Genomic DNA, 19177 nt, shown 5'->3' with positions numbered 1-19177 from the left:
GGGAAACCGATAAACAGCGTCCCAAAAACAGGATTTTCAGCAATAACACTCACAATTCGACAAAATTTGAGAAACAATTTTGCTCATCGTTCGGTTCTGCTCAAATCCTAAACACTTTTGTCCCAACCTCTTGATTCATATAATAACGTTAGTCTAATTGAAAATCGTATTATGATTTCACATAAACTGGTGTATGGAAATTTTCAATTAGTGTTTGAATCTTTGAATCATAAATATAACTTTTGGTTAAGTTTTTCATATACATACTTTGAGAGACTGCTTCGTAGTTCAAACTAAATTGAATTCTATCACCGATTTGGTAATGATCTTGATTGTTTAAATCAATCATTAAATGGTCACTTGAAGCACCAATAATTTTAATATCATTAGCAATTGGTTTAATCCCCTCGATAAATGTATCTAAATATCCAATATCAACTATTGCTTGTAAATAGGATTGGTGTGTAAGTTGATTAATCCGTGGTTTAATCTCAATAATTTCCGCTTCTAACACAATTGCATCTTGATATAAACTAGCAATCGGTTCATTTGTTGTTGTGTCCACACCTCTAAATAATGCTTCTCCTATTCTTAATTCATTAATTTTTCCTAAATCATTATACATTGTTTGCGGAAGCATACTTGAATTACCACCAGAAATAATTTTAAATCTGTAACCCATTTCTTTTTCAACTGCGCTCACAAATTTATTTATCATAAATACATCGTTTTCTTCTGGTGCAGCAGACTTAAAGCACATAAAGTTAAATGCAACACCTACAAGTTGTATATGATTTAAATTCATAATTTCTTTAATGAAATCAAGCGTATCATATGTTAAGACACCTTCACGACCATCTTTCCAATCAATCATCAACATAATTTGATGTTTCACATTAAGTTTCTTAGCTATGGTATTAAGTTTCTTAATTGTATGTAATTCAGTTTGAATACTCATTTTAACTTTTGAAACCATTGCTTCAAACTCAGATTCTGTTGTTGGTCGTAATAGAGTAAACGTAACATCTAAATCTTTTAATCGTTCAATATTATCAAGTCTAGATTCAGCAAAGTGTGTAATACCTAAAGATTGAATTGTTGAAACAATACGTTCATCTCCGGCAACACATTTCACTACAGGGGTAAAATGAATCTGTTTACGCTCAAGTATAGTTTGAAGTACTTTGGCATTATATTTAATTTTAGATAAATTAACGTTGATTCTCGCCATGTACTACACCTCTTTTTTTATAGGATTATCTAATTCTGTATTCAAATATTTCTTTACTTTATTTTCCATTCTCATACTCAATAACGCTTTAACTGTTATTGTGGGTCCGAATAATACTTTCCTTAAAATGTCGGCATGTGCTTTGTCATCGTCAATAGCTATTTCAATCTCTTCACGTACAATATCGAAAAGCTCTTTTTCTACCACATCTTCATATTGATTAAAATGGTGAATTAATTCCGCAAGCTGATTTTGAACGACGGCATGTTGAAATTTCGCAATGACCTCTTCAATTGATTGCGCTAATAAGCTTTCATTAGTCACTTCTATGTTATCTATTTTTTGTTGCAATGTTGTTAAATCTATACGAGAGCCACCTAAGTCACGCACTAAAAATTTCATTTGATAATTAGGTCCCAGATTCACTATCGTGTTTTGCATATGAGCTTCAAGAGCTATTCCATAATCTTGAATATATGCAATCAAAGGTTGTACTAATGTTTGTGTGTAAGTCGCAATGAAATATTTAATATGATCGATGGTTACGTCATTTTCTAACCATTCTAAATAACTATCAACAATGGCTTTATGATCGATTGGATTAGGGTTAACCAAACTAGCAGTAACAACTGTTGTGCCATTTTCAAAGATAACGGGTTTCTGACGAATAATGCATGCGAGTTGTCTAGCTAAATCAGGTTCGACGTCAGCATAAGCGCCAAATGGTTCCATTGCAACTTGAAGCCCTGGATATTGATCTAGCAAGCCTTGTAAAGCATAACTTAACTTAGGGCCGTCGACAGTCGTAACTGTAGAGACCGTTCTAACTGCACTCGTTGCTTGAACATTTACAGGTAGTTTCACGTGGTAAGGTTTATGGATTAAATCCATTGTTCTAAATGACAATGTCGCTTTAGATTCTAATGTAAATGGGGTAGGTATCAGAATCTTATCTGCAATCCATTGTTTAAATTTTTCACCAATTGTGTGCTCGTATTGCCACGGATGTACAATCATTACCCGATAGTCATCTATATCTAAATTGAGTGGTTCTAAAAATGTACTCAATTGACTACGATACTCTGGGATAACTTTATTTAATATATATTGTGCATCATTCTCCATAGATGTTGTAACGATATGGTTCTTTTCTATCAGCATGATATTTAGAGGGATGACCTTTTCGAATTCGGGAGCGTACGCTTTTAATTCATTCGTTGTCAAAGGCAGTTTCGTCTTTGTTAAAGGATGGGTAGGATGTCCTTCAACAATTAAACTTTCAGAGTAACTTAAATCATCGGCAATGCCATTTTCTTGTAAATGTTGTAGCCAAGAGATGAAATTTAAAGATTCAGGTAATCTAGCAAATTTCATACTCTGATGTATCAGTGATTGTCTATTATTAAAATGTTTGTACGTTTCAATAAAGCTATCCCTACTATGAATCAATTCTTCATACAACCGCTCTGAAATTTCTATATCAAAGTCTTGCGTTAATGTTTCAAGTAAATCTTCTAAACTTTCTATCGGTTGAGATACATGACCACAGCTATAAATAACATCCCCACTGAACACATATCTTTCCATGGCGCTTTTTCGTTCTACATGAACTGATAAAATTTTACCGTGATATTGAAGTTCAACATGATGGCTTGTTTCTGTCATTGTCATACCATCTGGAGAAATACGCTCTTTGATTATTGCGTTCATGATTCTATATTGTATATTTTTATCTGCTAAAAGCCATTCGTTACGCTCCATTGTTACTTTCCTCCACCTTCGAAATGCGTTGTATTAAGTAGAAAATGACTGAGATACTGACAGTTGCAATACCCATAATGAGGAATGTTGTTAATATTCCAAAGACATCTGCAAAGAAGCTCATTACTAAACTTCCAAGAGGTATCATACCGCGATCCATCATAACGATACTTAATACCTTCCCTCTCTCATAGTCTTTAACACTATGTTGAAAATAAACTCTATTGGTAGTTCTTGCCCATTGGCTAAATAGTCCAATTAAAGTAATACATATGAACATGATAACCAAATTGTGTATAACGACGCCTAGTAAAGCAAGTCCAAATAGTAATGAACTTAAGTAATACATTTTTACTGAACTTAAATGGTTTAAGATCGTCGGTAGTACTACTGTTGCGACGATACCACCAACAGCACAGAACGTCATCGCTATACCAAATACTTCTGATTTTCCTGGAAAAATATGATTCGTTAGCACGGGTAATACTGTTGTATATGAAAATCCTGTCGCCATGATTAATAGTGAGGTAATAAATATCTTACTTCCTTCTAAGTTTCGTTTAAAATAATTCATGACGACTTTTAAAGAAAATTCTTTATCTTCAACATTATTTGATACAACTTTAAAGTGAATCGGTATACAAAATGCGACTGCAATTAAATAACATACTGCTTGCGCTAAGAATGTCACTGGCGCATGATAAGCAGCTAAGATGACACCTGCGATTGCTGGACCGATTGAACGACAAATATTTATAATAAATGAATGAAACGATACAGCTTGTGTAGTAGAAATCTTATCTGATAAGTCAGGTAAGACAGCTTGTCTCACAGGTGTTTCAACGGCACTTAATATACCTCTTAAAGTCGCATACACGAGTATTACAGCGATTGGGATAGAATCAATAGTAAATGTTAAACCACATAATATTGCAGTCACGACAAACGATGATGAAATTGTTATTCTGAGTAAATTTCCTTTATCATATTTGTCAGCGATTGAACCGGCCCATACACTTAATAACAAAATTGGTACGAGTCGGCAAAAATTAACCAATCCTAAATAAACTGCGTTATGATATGTGGTAAGCACAAACCAGTTTAACCCTATTTGCCCAATCCAATTCCCCAAAAACAGAAGAAATGAACTGGAAAAGAAAAATTTTGCCATTTAATTTCCACCTGTCTTTTTAATTGATAATAATTATCATTATCATTAATATGGATTATACAAATCTTATTTATTTTTGTAAAATATTTTTTAGAGGTGAATTATGAATTTCAATCAATTTATTAATAAACAAGACATCGAGATGACCAAAGATGAGCAAAATGTTTTTCAGTTTTTACAACAATATGATGAACAATGGGCATCTATTTTCCAAGATAAATTATTAAAAGGACGAGATAAAGTAACTCAACGTCTCGTAACTTCTATACATAGGGAAAATCTAGTCAATGGGACTGACAATAGTCAATTATTAAATCGCCATAAATTTGCTGGTTATGACGTGAATGTAACTGCTATCTTAGAAATTCACTTTCCTAAGTCAGATGTTTATTTATATGCACCGGTCACTGGACAGCATGCATTTAATCGTGTTGACGTGCAAGGTCCTTTCTATTACAAGCAAGGGAAACATAATGATGACTTCAACCGTATTCTACACCCGAATGTGGTCTTAGATTGGATCCTTACTGAAGCACCTGAATTAGATAATGAAGCAAGCCAGCAATTTAGAGACGACCAAACAAATAGTGCTGCGAACATGACATTCGCGTTGAGCTATCAATATTTCAAAATGTGCGATGATAGAGCGCCACTTTATGACATTATTAAAAATCATCAAGACAGTTATCTTCGATCAGAACAAGCTGTCGTTGAAGGCCACCCATTACATCCAGGTGCCAAACTTCGTAAAGGTATGGATGCATTCGAAACATTTAAATATTCTTCTGAATTTGCACAACCTATAGAATTAAAAGTCGTTCTACTCCACCATTCTGTAAGCCGTGTTCAAGCTTTAAATGCAAATTACAATGATACGATGAAACATATGTTTTCAGATATTTATTCACATTTGGAAAAGGAATTCGACAACACAATCAATTTAGATGATTACAATCTGATGATTATGCATCCATGGCAATACGATCATGTCTTACACCAAGATTATATGGGAGAACTGAATCAACAACTTGTGATAATAAGTGAATATTCCATTCCGTATTATGCCGGCTTATCATTCAGAACGTTAGTACCAGAGTTACCAAATGAAGCCCCTCACATCAAGTTATCTACCAATGTGCATATTACTGGTGAGATTCGTACATTATCTGAACAAACAACGCATAATGGCCCGTTAGTAACTCAAATTTTAAATGACATTCTGACAAAGGATACAACATTTAATCAATATGCCTCAAATGTCATTGACGAAGTTGCGGGTATCCACTTCTATAATCAAAACGATAATCCGTCAATACAAACTGATCGAAGTGAGCAATTAGGTACTTTATTTAGAAATAATTTTTATCGCTTTATCCCTGACAATGTTGTACCTGTCATTCCTTCAAGTTTAGTAGCAACCTATCCTTTCAATGATGAAAAGCCGATTGAAACGTTAATTAAAACGTATCAAGATGCTCGAGGTTACGAAACATTTGAAGATGCAGCGCAATCATGGATGCGTGAGTATAGTAAAGCGATTTTAGGATTAGTCATGCCTCTATATTCTAAATATGGTATTGCTTTAGAAGCACATTTACAAAATTCTGTCGCAACATTTAATCATGATGGCTCATTAAATACCATGTATATTAGAGATTTTGAAGGCTTACGTATTGATGCTGAACAATTGAACCAAGCAGGCTACGCAACTGATCATTTCCATGAGAAATCTCGAATTTTAACAAATTCTAAGACTTCTGTATTTAATAAAGCTTTCTATTCTACTGTACAGAATCATTTAGGTGAACTTGTACTAACGATTGCTAAGTCTTCTAATTCTACTACCCTTGAAAATGAAATCTGGCAAGAGATGGCTACAACATTAAAAGAGATATTCAATGACATCACTGACTTATCTGAAGAACGTCGCACGGCGATTGAAGATATCATCTTCGCGCCAACTATTGATTATAAATGCGTTACAACGATGCGTTTAGAAGATGAAGCACATGAGTATACGTACATTAAAGTAAATAACCCGCTTCATTAAGTAGTGATTAAATATAAAACATTAAAATAGTTTGTGCATTCACACAACAACTTCATTTATATCAAAAAAAGCACTAGAGCGATTGCCCTAGTGCTTTTTACGTTTAAAGGTTAATTATTGTAAACCTTGTCTGTCGTGGTTGTTTTCTTTGTTGTCTTTTTCATTTTTTTGTTGCCATTCTTTTTTAGTCATAACATCGTCAACTTGCATATTGACTTCTACGACTTCTAAACCAGTGATATATTTCACTTGTTCTTTAACTAAGTCAGTAACTTTACGGAAGATTTTAGGTGCTGATTCACCATATTCTAAGATTACTTTTAAGTCTACAGCAGCTTGTTTTTCGCCAACTTCTACTGATACACCAGTAGTTACATTGTTTCCGCTTGAGAAAGCGTTAGTGACACTGTCAGCGAAACCGCCTTTCATGTCTAAGATACCTTTAACTTCGCGAGCTGCGATACCAGCAATTTTTTCAACTACTTCATCTGAGAAAGTTAATTTATTTTCGAATTGTGGTTCTTGGTTTTCTTGAGCATGTTTTTGTTGTTCTTCTCTTTCTTTTTCGTTTACTCCAGTTTGATTATCATATGCTTGTTTTGCTTTATTGTTATCTACTGCCATAATTCATTCTCCTTTATTTTAAATATTTAAAATGAGTTAATTGAAAATTTCTTAATTTTTAATGCTAACTCCATCTATTCAAGAAATTCATAAAGTCTTGTGTACGGTCTTTCATATACCCGATTCCAATTCCAATTAAACACAAGACAATAATTAAAATTGTTTTCCAAAATCCAAGAGTTAGGAATAATATAGCTATAATTAAGAATGCTAGAAATCCAATAATACGCCATTTGAACGCTTTAAAGATATTAATCAATTGTTGCGTAGAGTCTTGTCCGTTTTGATTGTTATTATCAGCCATGATATCCCTCCCTTACAACACTCGTGGGCCAGATGTTTTCTGGTCACGTACATTAACTTCTAATTTTCGTACTGGAATTTCTGTAAAATGTTCAACATTATTTTTAATGTCAGAACGAATGCTTTCTGTTAACGATTTAACTTGTACATTATTTGGTACAAAGAAATCTGCTTTAATGTCGATAAATGATTTGTTTTTCTTGTTGTAAAGCTTACTTACAACATTAGGTTGTCTTACTTGATCATATTTAGTGATTGTATCGTATGCAGATTTTTCAACTGCTTTTCGTGATACATAAATATGACCATCGTCAAAGTCTTTATAAAGTCCAGGTTTGCGATACGTAGGTTTGAATATGCTTAGTACTAATATGAGACCAATCAATATTAGTAATCCAGCAAGCCCTATTAATAATGGTTGGAACCAATTGAATTGAAGGAAATAGTCTTGGTAACTTTTAATACGACTATCCTTTATGTACATAAACAATAGGAATCCAACGATTGCGACTATTAATAGGCCGAGGATGAAATTCTTAAGTCTTTTCACCTCGCATGGCACCTCCTTTAGTCATTGTTGAATTTTGTTGTCATGTGAACTAAGTACCCTATAAATATTTTTTTAAAACATAAATAAAACATTTTTATATCTAATTTAAAAAATATTCAAAGAAGTACCACTTACATTGATTTATTCCCACTTTGTTTAAGTGAAAAACGTATATTTAGAAAAATTTGATAATTTTTTTCGTTTTTAGAATATAAAAAGAAATATTGTTATCAGCACATCCGAAGGAAAACGAAGTATTAAAGTAGAGATGGCTTATGGAAAACGGATTATAGAAATAGAGATAAAAAAGACTCTAAGATGGTTTTTATAATAATACAACCGCATAAAGTTAGATCTTGTGTCCTACTTTAGTGCTTCTGTACATCATTAATAACCATCTTAGAGCTATTGATTTGGAGATTGTTATTCAGGTTTAGCTAGTTTCATTGTCATATTATTGATTGTCTACATTAATGACTAATTTACCTATCATCGTACTAGATTCTAAAATTTGATGTGCTTGGTAAAGTGTCTCAGTAGTTAAACCGTTGATAACCTTCGTAGTGGTATGACGATATTGTCCTTGTTCAACTTTTTCAGCAATATCTTTCAAATACTCATGATGTTTAATCATATCTGGCGTACGATTGACTGGTCGCGCAAACATAAATTCATGTGTAAATTTGACACTCTTTGGTTTGAGCAGATTTAAATCTTGCTTGTCATTAAATGCTACAATCGTTGCGATATGACCTAGTGGTTTGATTAATTCAATCATCTTTTCATAATATAAATCTGTATTGAATGTACAGAAAATGTAATCTACCTCATTGATGTCATGTTGTTCAAATTGAGCCTTTAAATCTTCTTTATGGTTTAACACAATATCTGCGCCCATGGACTTAGTCCATTCAATTGTTTCCGTTCTGGAAGCCGTGGTAATCACTTTCAAGCCATATTGCTTTGCGATTTGAGTCGCTATACTTCCTACGCCACCAGCCCCGTTAATGATGAGAAGAGATTTACCTTTATTCTCTTCAGGGTTATGTGAAATTTGAAAGACGTCAAATAGCGTTTCTGAAGCTGTGAGGCCTGTGAGTGGCAAACTTGCCGCTTGTTCAGGCGTAAGATTAGCTGGTGCTTTCGCTACTAATTCTTCCTCAATTAATTGATACGCTTCATTAGACCCATGTGGTGTGGGTGATCCGGAATAAAAGACATTATCTCCCGGTTCAAACATTGTGACATCTTCTCCAACTTGTTCGACGATACCTGCTGCATCAAATCCTAATATACGTGGCGGATGCTCGACTGGTAAGATACGTTGTTTCGTATCCACAGGATTGACACTCATACTTTGAATCTTGACGAGTAACTGCTTCCCTTTTGGCTCAGGAATATTAAGTTCTATTTCTTGAAATTGATTTCCATCTTCTAATTTAAATGGTGCGTTAAATCCAATTGCTTTCATGATTCCACCTCGATGTTCGTTCTATTAAATTAATTATAGCATTTTATTTAATTCACACTTTTGATTCTTTTTTTGAAAATGAAGCGCTTAAACGTCAGCAACTTTAATTACTTGTTTACCGAAATTATCGCCAGTGAGTAGATTTCTAAATGCTTGTGGTACTTTATCGAAACCTTCTTCTACAGACACTTGTGTTTTAATCTTGTCTTCTTGGACCCATTGTGCGAGTTGTTCGCTAGCATTTTTAAAGTCATCAGCGAATTCTGCAACTAAGAACCCTCTCATCATTGCTTGTTTCTTAATGAGGGTACTTTGAATACGAGGGCCAATATCGTCTTCTGGATGGTTGTATGAAGAAATGGCACCACAAACAGGAATTCTTGCATGTGTATTTAAATGTTTGAATACTTCATCGCTAATTTTGCCGCCTACATTTTCATAATAGACATCAATACCGTCTGGAACTGCGTCTCTCAATGCTTGAGAGAAGTCATCTTTCTTATAATCTACGGCTGCGTCATAATTTAATTCATCTGTAAGATAGTTCACTTTCTTATCTCCGCCAGCGATGCCGACAACTTTACAGCCCTTGATCTTAGCAATTTGACCTACAACTGAGCCTACCGCACCAGATGCGGCTGAAACAACAACGGTTTCACCTTCTTTAGGCTGACCAATGTCTAATAAACCGTGATATGCAGTTTGGCCTGGCATGCCGAGTACGCTTAAATATAAATCAAGTGGCACGTCTGTTGAAGGGACTTTGTCTATATTTTCTGTAGATACGGTGTTGATTTTCTTCCAAGGAAGCATACCTACTACAATGGCACCTTCACTGTAACCTTCAGCATTGGATTTAAGCACTTTGGATACGATGTGACCATTGAAAGGTTCACCTTTTTTGAATGGCTCTACGTATGAGTCTGCGTTTGTCATACGACCTCTCATATAAGGATCCACGGATATATATAATGTTTCTAATTGGACTTCATTATTTTCGGGTTCTGTCACATCAGTTTCTTCATATTTGAAGGTATCATCTTGTGGCATTCCATCTGGAACTTTGTTAAATACGATTTGTTCATTTTTCATGGTATCACCCTTTTATTAAAATTAATTCTGTATGTATCATACCTCGAACATGGTCATCGCAATCATAGAAAATCACTTGTATAATGAGAGCAAACGTTGAGAAATGACGTAATTCGTGAGGTAAGGGAGGTTTAATTTTCCTAAAATGAGATTGAGCATATTAGACTATGTACCGATATTTGAAGATAGAAGCGCGCACGAAGCATTTCAGCACAGTGTAGAATTGGCACAACGCGCTGAACAACTAGGTTATATGAGATATTGGGTAGCTGAACATCATCAAGTACGTTCTGTGGCATCAAGTGCGCCAGAAATGGTCATGATGTCCCTATTAGAACAGACAAAGAAGATAAGAATCGGCAGTGGTGGTGTCATGTTGCCTCATTATAGTCCTTACAAAGTGGCTGAACAATTTAAAATTATGGAGGCACGACATCCTAGACGCGTCGATATGGCAATCGGTCGTTCACCTAGTTTCAAAAATGTCAATGCAGCGTTAAATGAGAATAAAGAAGAAAAGCTAGACTTTGAGACACAATTAGATGATTTGAATAAATACTTTAGTGATAATATTGATGACGCGCACCGCTTCAAGTCGTTATTAGCTACGCCGTTAATCCCTACTGCACCTGAGAAGTATATCTTAGGTATGAGTGAACGTAGTGCTAAGTTAGCTGGCAGACGAGGTTTACCATTCGTTATTGCTCAAATGGGTCAATCCTCAAAGTCTATTGATGAAGTGATAAAAGTATATAGGGATGAATTTGAACGATGGCATGGAAGATATGGTGGAAAGTCAGATGAGGACGTTAGTGATAGTTTTGTTGGGAAGATTGGCGAAATTTTAGAGCCAGACGTTAGTGAAAGATTTGATGCGGATTCTGAAGGCCGTTCAAATGATGGAGGGGCTGAGGAAAATTTTGGTGGTGCGAAACCATATGTGATATTGGCTACGTTTGTTGTAACTGCTGGAAACGATGAGAAAGTAGAACGTCTTTTAAGTGCTTTACAACTATGGTTATTACGTATTCACTATTTGGATCAACCTCATTTTTATCCATCTATTGAAACCGCTGAAAATCGAGTTTATAGCGAACGAGAAAGTGAAAAACTTGAGAAGAACAAACGTCGAATCATATACGGAACACCTCGTGAAGTCTCACGCGAGCTATTAGAGTTGAAACATCGCTATGGTGTGGATGAACTCATGATTTTACCTCATGTATATGGAGAAGACGCACGATTAGAGTTGATTGAGTTATTAGCTCATGAATTGAATTTGGGATGATGATTTAAAATAAGCGCACTTATGTTTTAAAATTTGCGGCGGAAAACATAAGTGCGCTTCAATTGTGGGGGTTATCGGTTCCACAAGAACTGTATGATTTTGTTAGCAACGTCTTTATTTTCATGTAATTGACTATGTTGCGCCTTTTTGCCAATATATTTAACTTCTTTATAAGATTTAGGGCTATCTCCTAATAAATATTTTAATGACTTGGATGAACTATTTGATACACGTTCATCTGAATGTGTGCCATCTTGAACATCTCCGTATATATTGAGAACATCTATTCCTTTGTTTTTGTATATATCTTTCAGTGATAGTAAATTTTTGAAGTCTTCGTTCATTTTACTTGGTTTGCCATTTTGATCTACACTAATTTCGTTTACTTTTTCATTTAAATGTAATACACCATTAAATGTCCCGGCAATATTGACTTGCTTTTGAAGTCGAGGTAATTGTTTATCATCGCCATAATTCTTCATATAATAGGCAAATGACATGTTTCCCATTGAATGTGCTACAAAATTAAACTGTTTAATACCATACTGTGATTTTAGTTGAGTTAAAACATTTTTAATCCATCTCGCATTTTCATTAAAATCACCATTCTGATTATTCTCAAATTCAACTTTTACGATAGGATTTTTACTATTTTTATCTAAGTGTCCATCAAATGTAACCTCTCCATTTTGTGCTACCTTTGCAGTTATCACATCTTTAGTAACACCTTTTTTAACTGCTTGATTAACCATAAATTTTTCAGAGTTCTCACTACCTCCGTATCCATGCATAAATAAAGTTACGACCTGATTTTGAGTATATTGGCTTACTTTAGAATGATTGTTTTGCTTTGTTTCACGATTGTTTAATGCCATCACTAATATTAATGTCATTACGGCAATCATTAAAAATACTATTGCTGTTAATTTTGACTTCATCATCATCCCTCATTTTTATCTAGTTCATATATTATATATCATTCAAGTATGATTTGCTCATAATTAAAGACCCACCACTTATTAGTGATGAGCCTTTTTGATAAATTTTTGATGATTGATTCGTTTATGTTAGTTATTTAATTTCTTTTGTTTTAGCTAATTCTTTGTACCAATAAGCACTTTTCTTAGGATATCTTTCTTGTGTATCAAAATCGACGTAGAAAAGACCATATCGTTTTTCGTAACCGTTTGACCAAGAGAATACATCCATAAGTGACCAAATGAAGTAACCTTTCACATTAGCACCATCTGCAATTGCATCAGCAATTACGTTTAAATGTTGCTTCACATAATCAATACGCGCATCATCATGTACAGTTTTTTCTTTTTCGTCAAATTCATCTTTGTATCCTAAACCATTTTCAGTGACATAAATTTTATGATAGTTTGGATAATCTTTAACCACTCTCATAATTTGATCGTATAATCCTTTAGGATAGATCATCCAGTCCCAATCTGTTCTTGGTACATCTACATCAAATTCTCTTTGACCGACGCCTTTAAGTTGATATTTAGAACCGCCTTTATCACCAGTCGCATTATGTGTGATTTCAGATTCACCTTCATAACCTCTCATCCAATCACTCATATAGTAATTGATGCCTAAGAAGTCATTTAAATCTTTAGCAGCATCTAAAATTTGATAATCTTCTTCTGGAATATTTAACTTACCACCGTTCACAGATAAGATGTGTTGTACACCTTCCATTGTTTCACGAGAATATTTACCTAAGTATGTGGCATCTAAAATAAATTTATTATGAATGATATCCTCTAATTCGGCAGCTTTAACATCTTCTGGATTAGAAGGGTCGTAAGGATATTTAGTTGGTAAGGCATGTACAACGCCTATTTCACCTGAATATTGGCCATCTTTAAATAGTTTCACTGCACGTGCGTGTGCAACCATCATATTGTGATGAGATTGAAATACCTTTTCAAAGTCATATTTAATGCCTGGAGGGAATTTACCTACTAAGTATTGACCATCTCCTATTGGACCAATTTCATTAAATGTTGTCCAATAGTTAACTTCTGTGAATTCTTTAAAACAGAATTCCGCATATTCAACGAAATAATCAATCGTTTTGCGATTTAAGAAATCTCCATCTTTATGAAGTACTTCTGGTGTATCAAAATGATGCAAAGTGACAAACGGTTCTACGTGACGTTTATGACATTCTTTGAATAAGTTATGGTAGTATTCCACGCCTTTAGCGTTTACCTCGCCATAACCTTTAGGGAAAATACGTGACCAAGCAATTGAAATTCTAATACCATTAACTCCAAATTTTTCACTTAATTCTAAATCCACTGGATATTTATTATAGAAATCACTCGCTGGTTCTGCTGTGTACCAGTAATTTTCCTCTAAATACGTATCCCAAGCGACACGTCCTTTACCATCAGTTTGAGTCGCTCCTTCTGCTTGATAAGCTGCTGTTGCTCCACCAAAAATAAAATCTTCAGGTAATTTCTTAGTCATGTATAAAACTCCTATCTAATTTTCAAATTGTTTTTTTACAAACTCAAGAGCTGCTTCTCCATCTCTTGTCAATTTGATGTATTCAGCGCCTTGTGTTTTAGCTAATTTTATACCTAATCTGTCAGTGTCTTGTTTAATATCTTCATAGTTTGATGCGACTTGTGGTGCTAATATAATTAATTGATACTCTTTCATAATATCCATATGTGAACCATAACCGCCAGCTGCTGCTTTAAGTGGTACATTATAATCTTCAGCGGCTTTATTAAGTGCGTTTGCGAGAAGACCACTTGTACCTCCACCTGCGCATAATACTAAAACGTTCGTTTGTTCAGTAATCTGATGGTTAGATTGTTCTTTTGAAATTGCTGGTTGATCAACTTGAGTTTGTGTAGCTTCACCAGCTCCAGCTGTAGCTAAAATTGCGTCAGCTTTTTTTGTATCGAAGTTAGCTGAAACTTTTTCTTTTAATTCATTGTTTGCTTCTTTATTGCCTAACTCTTCTTCTAAAATTTGTTCATCATAAACTTTAACGAATGGATAGTAAATAATGACATCGACAACGATTAAGACGATGGCTAATACAAATGACCAGAATGCAAAACCAGTACCCATCACGATACCGAGAGGACCTGGTGTAGTCCAAGGTAAGAAGATACTGAAACTATTCATATTCAGTACATCTACAAAGAATTTAAATATCCAAACGTTGACGATAGGCGCTAATATAAATGGAATAAAGAACACTGGGTTTAATACTAATGGTGCTCCGAACAAGATAGGTTCATTTACACCAAAGAATGTTGGAACTACTGATGCTCGTCCAATTGCTTTATTACGTTTAGATTTAGTCAGCCACATAAACATAAAAGGTACGACCAATGTTGCACCGGTACCACCCATTGTTACTACGAACATTTGAGTACCAGGTGTAATGACTTTATCTGCATGCTCTCCTGCTTGAATCAAATGTAAGTTTGTTTCAAGGTTAGCGTAAGTAATCGCTGCAATCGCTGGTTCAACGATTGATGGTCCATGAATACCAACAAACCAGAAGAATGCAAATGCACCAAAGATTATCGTTACTCCAACCCAACCATCAGCTGCTGTAAACAATGGTTCAAATACTTTTAATACTGCATTTGCCACATTTGTATGAACAAAAGCTCTAGCAAGTAAATCTAATGCATATAGAATGATGATTACTGCTGATAAAGGGAATATATCTTTAAATACTTGTGAGATATTTGGAGGAACTTCTTTAGGCATTTTTATTGTGATATTGTGTTTAATAAAGAAACTATAAACAATCACAGTTACAAATGCTGAGATGAACGCTGTTAATAATCCTTTAGTACCCATGAAAGCACTTAGGAATCCTCCATCTTTAACAGGATCAGCGGCTAAGAATAAGAAACCACACATCGCAGCCATCATTGTCGAAATAAAGTTAATTTGATTCGTACTGTCCAACTTTCTATTGAATGAATCGGTCAGTGACTTGGCTGTTGTTCCTGCTACAATGAACCCAACAATACCCATTGTATAGTTATAAGGTTTCATCAAGATGCCTTCCATAGTTTTACTCCAAGTAAATCCAAATACGTTTGGCACATAAGCTACTAAAATAAATATACTTGAGAACAAGATAATTGGAATTGCTGCAATAAATCCATCACGAATCGCTCTTAGATAAATATTACGAGATATTTTTTCGAAGAACGGTTTTCCTTTTTCTATCCATGCTATTAACTTATTCATAAAGGTCAACTCTTTCTTTTATATAATTCGATTAAGTGCTTCATTAAATCTTTTAATAGAATTGTTGTCATTAAGTGATCTTGGCCATGCATCATTGTTACGCTATAGGCAATATCATCACCTTGTGCTTCCTTTTGAAGTAGGCTTGTTTGAGCCCGATGTGCTTCAGCGATGCATTGATTTCCTTCTTCAATTAGTGATTCTGCCTTATCATAATCTCCCTCTTGTGCAGCTGTTAGTGCTTCTAAGAATTTAGACCGCGCATCCCCAGCGAATGCAACAATCTCGAATCCTAATAATTGTACTTCTTCTCTATTCATGATGTATTCGTCCCCTTTCGAGAATTAAACTCTCTCTTTCCATGACGTTGCAGTTGTTTCCAAAACTTTGTTTAACTCATCAATATTTTTAAATCCTGTTGAACGTAACCATTCTCGAGCCGCTTCTTCACCTTGTTCGATATAAACTTGAACAGCTCCAGCCCATGTCGCTCTACCACAAAGCACACCATTAAATTTAGCTCCCGCTTCATGCGCAAATTTTAGAGTCTCTTGGAAAAGTTCAGCTGAAACGCCAGCACTTAAGTAAATATATGGTAAGTTTGTTGAAGCGTCTTGATCTTTAAAATGTTGAGCTGCTTCTTCTTTTGAATAAACAACTTCTCCTTCAGCGAACCCTTCAACATATTTCATGTTGACTGGAACTTCTACTTTTAAGACATCAACATTAAAGCGCGCTTCTGAGAATAATTTCATTGCTTCGTTTACTTTTCTTGGTTTCACTTTTGCAAATTCAACACTACTATTATCTGGAATATTATCGTCGTAAGTGAGTACCTCTAAGAAGAATGGAATGTCTTCAGCTACACATTCAGAGCCAATTCTTTCAATGTAAGCCTTCTTCTGAATATTAATTTCTTCTGCATCATCTACATCGTAGTAAAGTAAGAACTTAACTGCATTAGCACCTTGTTCTTTAAGTCTTTTAGCTGACCATTCAACTAAACAGTCAGGTAAACGACCTTTAGCGTTAACGTCGTATCCTGTTTTTTCATAAGCAAGTAGTAATCCACAATCTTTATTGCGGGCTTCAGATGCAGGTAGTCCGTATTCAGGGTCTAGGAGAATTGATGACGCGTATTGTGTTAATTCTTCTGATACCAAAACTTTTAATCGTTCAATTTGCTCAATTGTAGGTTCATCTGTTTGATGTTTTGCCATCATACGTTTTAATGCACCGCGTTGGTCAAAAGCTAATGCTGAGATGACACCTTTATCATTACTTAGATGTTCAATTGATGCCGTTTTTTGAGTTGTTTTTACCATTTTTTACACCTCTATAATTTCAATTTGGTCAAAGAGCTGAGTATAATTAGACATGTTTACATAACCAGTTTGTGCCTCTAGCGCATTTAACATCCCTAAGGTGTTTGCCTTCTTAAGGAGATGCTCATCACTTTCATGATGAACAATTGCTGAAGCTATACCTGCTACTGTTGAATCTCCGGAACCCACAGGATTAAGTACTTTAATCGAAGGTATGTTTACTTTGTAAAATCGTTGGTTATGTTTAGCGAAAGCGCCATTTGCGCCCAAAGAAACAATAATCCATTCAATTTTTGAAAATAACTGATGATTTAAAGCATTTTTCAGTTCTTCAGTAGATTCATTAAGTTCCAATGAAATCAACTGTGATAATTCTTCAATATTTGGCTTAATGACTGTCGGTTTGTGAGTGTTTTGTAGCGCTAATTTAAGTGTTTCGCCAGCACAATCCAATACGACTGGTTTAGCATTTTCGTGACATATATCAATAATTTTTGAATAGTAATTTGAATCTAGACCTTTTGGAAGGCTACCAGAAATAACTACCGCTTCAGCTTTCGGTATTAAATCATTCAAATGTTTCAAAAATCCTTTTGATTCATCCGTCGCAATGGTTGGTCCTTGTTCCAAAATCTCTGTTTGGTTGCCATTATGCAAAATAGCAATACAATTTCGTGTTTCACCTTTAATTTTGAAAAATGAATGTTCCACTTGATTGTGATTTAACTTTTCTGCAATAAATTCACCTATTTTACCACCTAAAAAGCCTGTCGCAACAACATATTCATTGAGTTGTGATAGCACCCTAGTTACATTGAGTCCCTTTCCGCCAGCCGTCTTGCTAACGTCTTGAACTCTATTCACTGTGTTAATGTGTAATTCATCTAATGGATAAGATATATCTACCGAAGGATTTAAAGTTAAAGTTAAAATCATGTTGATCTTCCTTAATCGTGATATTCGCCTTTATCCCACTTTTCTAAAAATTCATCAAAGAAATGTGGATCTTCTTGTTTAGCATTATGAGTTTCAAGATGATTTATTTTTGCGATTAATTTTTTATTTTCTTCTGTAGGTTTATACTCAGCATTGATAAATGCATCAATAATATCGCACATTAGAAGTTCGCCGATGATTTTCCCACCGAAACCAATAACATTTGCATTTAACTCTTCTTTCGCATATAAAGCTGAAGTCATATCACGTACAAGTGCGGAACGAACGCCAGCAACTTTGTTAACCGCATTATTAATACCAACACCTGTACCACAAATACATACACCTAAGTCAGCATTACCGCTTACAACTTCTTCTCCAACTTTCTTACCAAAAATTGGATAATGTGTACGTGTGAAGTCATAAGTCCCAACATCAATAACTTCATGTCCTTTTGATTTTAAAAACTGTGATACTTCCATCTTTGTATCAGTGACAATATGGTCACAACCTATAGCAATTTTCATTTGTTCTCCTCCTATTAGCACATTTTATTCAGCATATCTACACGAATTTGATGACGTCCGCCGTCATAATGTCCGTTAACAAATCCCTTAACTACATTTTTAGCTAAAGTATCTCCAACAATTTCAGAACCTAAAGTAATCATTTTGGAATTATTATGTCCTCTAGTCATGTATGCTGAACGCTCATCTGAAACTTCAGCTGCAATCATTCCTTTAATTTTTGTAGCAACAATAAAACTACCTGCACCATAGGCATCGATGGCAATTCCCAAATTGTCATCGGATTTTTGAACTTCACGTGCAACAGATACTGTCGAATCTACAAAATCTAACTCTTTACCTTCTGTTACATCTAGAACTTCGAAATCGTTCTCTTTTAAATAAACTTTAATTAAATCTTTTAGACGTTTACCGTCTACATCTGAACCGATAATAATTGTCATTTTAAGTCTCCTTTTAAAATGATTTTGAAAGCACTAAATAGATGAATGAGAGAAAAGCGCTTTCAATTAACTATGTTTAAATTATAAACACTACACAACAATAAATCAACAAATACTGTTTGTATTTTGTTTGTTTGATGTTTGATTTCAAACATTTAGT

At 34.5% G+C, this 19177-nt stretch carries 18 protein-coding genes; 2 read left to right on the top strand and 16 right to left on the bottom strand.

Annotated elements, in window-relative coordinates; translation table 11 throughout:
* Nucleotides 1-169: 169 nt before the first annotated feature.
* From HMPREF2580_RS03150 to HMPREF2580_RS03140, 3 genes are read right to left on the bottom strand one after another with little or no spacing between them, the layout of a single operon-like run.
* Nucleotides 170-1231, bottom strand: coding sequence for an alanine/ornithine racemase family PLP-dependent enzyme (locus HMPREF2580_RS03150; RefSeq protein WP_070830363.1), 1062 nt, complete (start codon nt 1229-1231; stop codon nt 170-172).
* Between the two features lie 3 nt (nt 1232-1234).
* On the bottom strand, nt 1235-2992 hold the full coding sequence (locus HMPREF2580_RS03145) for an IucA/IucC family protein (protein ID WP_070830362.1): 1758 nt from the start codon (nt 2990-2992) through the stop codon (nt 1235-1237).
* Complete coding sequence (locus HMPREF2580_RS03140) at nt 2982-4163, bottom strand: MFS transporter (RefSeq protein WP_070830361.1); 1182 nt, start codon at nt 4161-4163, stop codon at nt 2982-2984. The genes HMPREF2580_RS03145 and HMPREF2580_RS03140 overlap by 11 nt, the downstream gene beginning before the upstream one ends.
* 103 nt (nt 4164-4266) lie before the next feature.
* Between HMPREF2580_RS03140 and HMPREF2580_RS03135 the strand changes: the two genes are divergently transcribed.
* Nucleotides 4267-6213 (top strand): IucA/IucC family protein, encoded by a 1947-nt coding sequence (locus tag HMPREF2580_RS03135; RefSeq protein ID WP_070830360.1) that lies wholly within the window; start codon nt 4267-4269, stop codon nt 6211-6213.
* A 114-nt stretch (nt 6214-6327) separates the two neighbouring features.
* Here the strand turns inward: HMPREF2580_RS03135 and HMPREF2580_RS03130 are convergent, their stop codons facing one another.
* The 5 genes from HMPREF2580_RS03130 to HMPREF2580_RS03110 all read right to left on the bottom strand — a co-directional run bounded on the left by HMPREF2580_RS03130 (nt 6328) and on the right by HMPREF2580_RS03110 (nt 10253).
* Entirely contained in the window at nt 6328-6837 is a 510-nt protein-coding gene (locus HMPREF2580_RS03130) for an Asp23/Gls24 family envelope stress response protein (protein ID WP_002443670.1), read from the bottom strand.
* 64 nt (nt 6838-6901) lie between these two features.
* Entirely contained in the window at nt 6902-7141 is a 240-nt protein-coding gene (locus tag HMPREF2580_RS03125; RefSeq protein WP_002443674.1) for a DUF2273 domain-containing protein, read from the bottom strand.
* A gap of 12 nt (nt 7142-7153) precedes the next feature.
* Nucleotides 7154-7690: an alkaline shock response membrane anchor protein AmaP gene (amaP, locus tag HMPREF2580_RS03120; RefSeq protein WP_002443676.1), complete on the bottom strand. Its 537-nt coding sequence runs from the start codon at nt 7688-7690 to the stop codon at nt 7154-7156.
* 454 nt (nt 7691-8144) lie between these two features.
* Complete coding sequence (locus HMPREF2580_RS03115) at nt 8145-9161, bottom strand: zinc-binding alcohol dehydrogenase family protein (protein ID WP_070830359.1); 1017 nt, start codon at nt 9159-9161, stop codon at nt 8145-8147.
* 87 nt (nt 9162-9248) lie between these two features.
* Nucleotides 9249-10253 carry an NADP-dependent oxidoreductase gene (locus tag HMPREF2580_RS03110; protein WP_070830358.1) on the bottom strand — a complete coding sequence of 335 codons (1005 nt, stop codon included), beginning with the start codon at nt 10251-10253 and terminating at the stop codon, nt 9249-9251.
* Between the two features lie 145 nt (nt 10254-10398).
* On the opposite strand from HMPREF2580_RS03110, the gene HMPREF2580_RS03105 reads away from it, so the two are divergent.
* Complete coding sequence (locus HMPREF2580_RS03105) at nt 10399-11541, top strand: LLM class flavin-dependent oxidoreductase (RefSeq protein WP_070830357.1); 1143 nt, start codon at nt 10399-10401, stop codon at nt 11539-11541.
* A gap of 71 nt (nt 11542-11612) precedes the next feature.
* Here the strand turns inward: HMPREF2580_RS03105 and HMPREF2580_RS03100 are convergent, their stop codons facing one another.
* From HMPREF2580_RS03100 to lacA, 8 genes are all read right to left on the bottom strand, one after another.
* Nucleotides 11613-12479 carry an alpha/beta hydrolase gene (locus HMPREF2580_RS03100; RefSeq protein ID WP_070830356.1) on the bottom strand — a complete coding sequence of 289 codons (867 nt, stop codon included), beginning with the start codon at nt 12477-12479 and terminating at the stop codon, nt 11613-11615.
* Between the two features lie 133 nt (nt 12480-12612).
* The gene (gene lacG / locus HMPREF2580_RS03095; protein WP_070830355.1) at nt 12613-14025 is read right to left on the bottom strand and encodes a 6-phospho-beta-galactosidase; all 1413 of its coding nucleotides are present in this window, start codon (nt 14023-14025) and stop codon (nt 12613-12615) included.
* A 15-nt stretch (nt 14026-14040) separates the two neighbouring features.
* Complete coding sequence (locus HMPREF2580_RS03090) at nt 14041-15786, bottom strand: lactose-specific PTS transporter subunit EIIC (RefSeq protein WP_070830354.1); 1746 nt, start codon at nt 15784-15786, stop codon at nt 14041-14043.
* 5 nt (nt 15787-15791) lie between these two features.
* Nucleotides 15792-16106 (bottom strand): PTS lactose/cellobiose transporter subunit IIA, encoded by a 315-nt coding sequence (locus HMPREF2580_RS03085; protein ID WP_002443690.1) that lies wholly within the window; start codon nt 16104-16106, stop codon nt 15792-15794.
* Between the two features lie 24 nt (nt 16107-16130).
* Nucleotides 16131-17111, bottom strand: coding sequence for a tagatose-bisphosphate aldolase (lacD, locus tag HMPREF2580_RS03080; RefSeq protein ID WP_002443692.1), 981 nt, complete (start codon nt 17109-17111; stop codon nt 16131-16133).
* A gap of 3 nt (nt 17112-17114) precedes the next feature.
* Entirely contained in the window at nt 17115-18047 is a 933-nt protein-coding gene (gene lacC, locus HMPREF2580_RS03075; RefSeq protein WP_070830353.1) for a tagatose-6-phosphate kinase, read from the bottom strand.
* 11 nt (nt 18048-18058) lie between these two features.
* Nucleotides 18059-18574 carry a galactose-6-phosphate isomerase subunit LacB gene (gene lacB, locus HMPREF2580_RS03070; RefSeq protein WP_037541583.1) on the bottom strand — a complete coding sequence of 172 codons (516 nt, stop codon included), beginning with the start codon at nt 18572-18574 and terminating at the stop codon, nt 18059-18061.
* Nucleotides 18575-18588: 14 nt separating this feature from the next.
* Entirely contained in the window at nt 18589-19017 is a 429-nt protein-coding gene (gene lacA, locus HMPREF2580_RS03065) for a galactose-6-phosphate isomerase subunit LacA (protein WP_002443699.1), read from the bottom strand.
* Between the last annotated feature and the right edge of the window lie 160 nt (nt 19018-19177).

This window comes from Staphylococcus sp. HMSC036D05 (assembly GCF_001836225.1).
Lineage (GTDB): Bacteria > Bacillota > Bacilli > Staphylococcales > Staphylococcaceae > Staphylococcus > Staphylococcus caprae.
The sequence above is the reverse complement of the archived record's forward strand: the minus strand, read 5'-3'. Positions and strand labels throughout refer to the sequence as shown.

Bases quoted from the DNA above. Each gene is read 5' to 3' on its own strand.
- lacD (WP_002443692.1), bottom strand. From the start codon at position 17,111: ATGGTAAAAACAACTCAAAAAACGGCATCAATTGAACATCTAAGTAAT.
- lacC (WP_070830353.1), bottom strand. From the start codon at position 18,047: ATGATTTTAACTTTAACTTTAAATCCTTCGGTAGATATATCTTATCCA.
- HMPREF2580_RS03105 (WP_070830357.1), top strand. From the start codon at position 10,399: ATGAGATTGAGCATATTAGACTATGTACCGATATTTGAAGATAGAAGC.
- HMPREF2580_RS03140 (WP_070830361.1), bottom strand. From the start codon at position 4,163: ATGGCAAAATTTTTCTTTTCCAGTTCATTTCTTCTGTTTTTGGGGAAT.
- lacA (WP_002443699.1), bottom strand. From the start codon at position 19,017: ATGACAATTATTATCGGTTCAGATGTAGACGGTAAACGTCTAAAAGAT.
- HMPREF2580_RS03115 (WP_070830359.1), bottom strand. From the start codon at position 9,161: ATGAAAGCAATTGGATTTAACGCACCATTTAAATTAGAAGATGGAAAT.
- HMPREF2580_RS03150 (WP_070830363.1), bottom strand. From the start codon at position 1,231: ATGGCGAGAATCAACGTTAATTTATCTAAAATTAAATATAATGCCAAA.
- HMPREF2580_RS03100 (WP_070830356.1), bottom strand. From the start codon at position 12,479: ATGAAGTCAAAATTAACAGCAATAGTATTTTTAATGATTGCCGTAATG.
- HMPREF2580_RS03085 (WP_002443690.1), bottom strand. From the start codon at position 16,106: ATGAATAGAGAAGAAGTACAATTATTAGGATTCGAGATTGTTGCATTC.
- HMPREF2580_RS03125 (WP_002443674.1), bottom strand. From the start codon at position 7,141: ATGGCTGATAATAACAATCAAAACGGACAAGACTCTACGCAACAATTG.
- HMPREF2580_RS03110 (WP_070830358.1), bottom strand. From the start codon at position 10,253: ATGAAAAATGAACAAATCGTATTTAACAAAGTTCCAGATGGAATGCCA.
- lacG (WP_070830355.1), bottom strand. From the start codon at position 14,025: ATGACTAAGAAATTACCTGAAGATTTTATTTTTGGTGGAGCAACAGCA.
- HMPREF2580_RS03130 (WP_002443670.1), bottom strand. From the start codon at position 6,837: ATGGCAGTAGATAACAATAAAGCAAAACAAGCATATGATAATCAAACT.
- lacB (WP_037541583.1), bottom strand. From the start codon at position 18,574: ATGAAAATTGCTATAGGTTGTGACCATATTGTCACTGATACAAAGATG.
- HMPREF2580_RS03135 (WP_070830360.1), top strand. From the start codon at position 4,267: ATGAATTTCAATCAATTTATTAATAAACAAGACATCGAGATGACCAAA.
- HMPREF2580_RS03090 (WP_070830354.1), bottom strand. From the start codon at position 15,786: ATGAATAAGTTAATAGCATGGATAGAAAAAGGAAAACCGTTCTTCGAA.
- HMPREF2580_RS03145 (WP_070830362.1), bottom strand. From the start codon at position 2,992: ATGGAGCGTAACGAATGGCTTTTAGCAGATAAAAATATACAATATAGA.